This is a genomic window from Grylomicrobium aquisgranense (assembly GCF_033971865.1).
GTDB classification, from domain to species: domain Bacteria; phylum Bacillota_I; class Bacilli_A; order Erysipelotrichales; family Erysipelotrichaceae; genus Bulleidia; species Bulleidia massiliensis.
This window is the reverse complement of sequence record NZ_JALBUR010000077.1, coordinates 1-1,636: the sequence shown is the minus strand read 5'-3', so window position 1 is coordinate 1,636 and position 1,636 is coordinate 1. Positions and strand designations below refer to the sequence as shown.

The following is a 1,636-nucleotide window of genomic DNA, read 5'->3' as shown; positions in this document are numbered from 1 at the left end:
AGAAGATAAAGATAATAAATCAACTACGCCGTTAAGTCTCGACGAAATAGATGAAGTGATTGCTGAGATCCGCTATTAATGAGCCAATGGCTCATTTTTCGTTGCGAAGGATTTTGTGAGCTTATTCTTCAATGCTACTCATAATAAATATTGTCTAATCGTTAGTAGTAAAACCGTACAAATATCACTGCAAGCAATCTTACGTCCGCAAAGCTTTGCTGTGTAAAGCAATAGAAAAACAGAGGCGGATCACCACAATATGATGATACACCTCTGTTGATTCATTGATCTCCGAAACTATCAGACGTTTGTATTTGACCCTCAATTGTTTTTCAAAGTTCCTCTTTTGCCTTTATTCCAAGACAAAGGTCCCTTTTTCAGCAATAATGTAGGTAGTGGTAGTACTGGCATTGGTTCTGGAGTTTGAGAAAGGAGGTTTCTAATATGCCTGCCAGTGGTTACCGGCATTTAAGCATTGAAGACAGAAAGACTATTGAGTCACTCTTGAATATCTCTGATGTTTCACTGAAGCAGATTGCATTATCTATTGGCTATTCACCAAAGTGTGTCCGGCAGGAAATCACAAGACATCGTTCTATTAGGACCAGAGCCAATCAAAGGAACAGATGCGGGCGGCAGATTGTTTGTGAGCAGCAGCGCTTATGCACACACTGCCAATTTGGACTCTGTAAATATTGCACGCATGATAATTGCAATGAGCTGTGTGAGGAGTTTATTCAGACACCGATTTGTCCGAGAACCGAAAGGTTTCCATTCGTGTGTTCGGGTTGTAAGAAAATTGAGAAGTGTAAGCTTCCAAAGTATTTCTACATTGCCGCGCATGCCCAGGCTGATTATGAGAATGCCAAACGAGAATGGCGAACTGGTCCAAGAAAAACTTCAACTGAAATGAAGCAGATCTCTGAGGTGCTGAGAGAAGGTATTAAGCGCAAGCAATCAGTAGACGCAATTATTCAGGCTAATTCCCTGCCTATTGCGACCTCTACTGCATATCGGTACATTGCCAATCATAATATTTCCGGTATTTCAAACATTGACCTTAAACGGCAAGTACGATATTCACCACGTGGGAGTTCAAAGCCGCAGCCTGTACCAATGGATTATGACTATCTGGATGGACGGCGATATGAAGATTTCCTTCTCCGCCTTGAAACAGCTGAATCAGATGAAAACATCTGGGAAATGGATACGATTATTGGAAAGCGGGAAAGAGGTGAACACTGCGTACTAAGCCTTCTCCACAGGAGATCCAATCTGCAGCTCTATTTCCTTCTTCCACGGAAGGAGATGCTTGCAGTAAATCGCGTATACGACTCAATAAAAGCCTTTCTGGGCCCGGATTTGTTCAAAGACGCATTCTCTATCATCCTCACTGACAACGGCTCAGAATTTCATGATCCGCAGTCTCTTGAGACCTGGGCTGTTGATGGAAGAAAGCTGATCAATATCTACTATGCAAGGCCAAGAAGGTCAGATGATAAAGGTAAGTGTTAATGCTCTAACGGAATGACCTGTTTCTGCTTTCTTATGTTGTCCGGAAACTGCTCATTTTCATGTCACATTCATTCACGGCCATAAAACAGCCCGGTCATTGCCGGGCTTATGTTATCTGATA

Annotated in this window: 1 protein-coding gene; it reads left to right on the top strand. The window is 42.3% G+C overall.

The annotated features are described in order from the left end of the window. Nucleotides 1-444 precede the first annotated feature (444 nt). The gene (locus tag MOZ60_RS11485; RefSeq protein WP_370596788.1) at nt 445-1,515 is read left to right on the top strand and encodes a helix-turn-helix domain-containing protein; all 1,071 of its coding nucleotides are present in this window, start codon (nt 445-447) and stop codon (nt 1,513-1,515) included. The last annotated feature ends 121 nt before the right edge of the window (nt 1,516-1,636 follow it).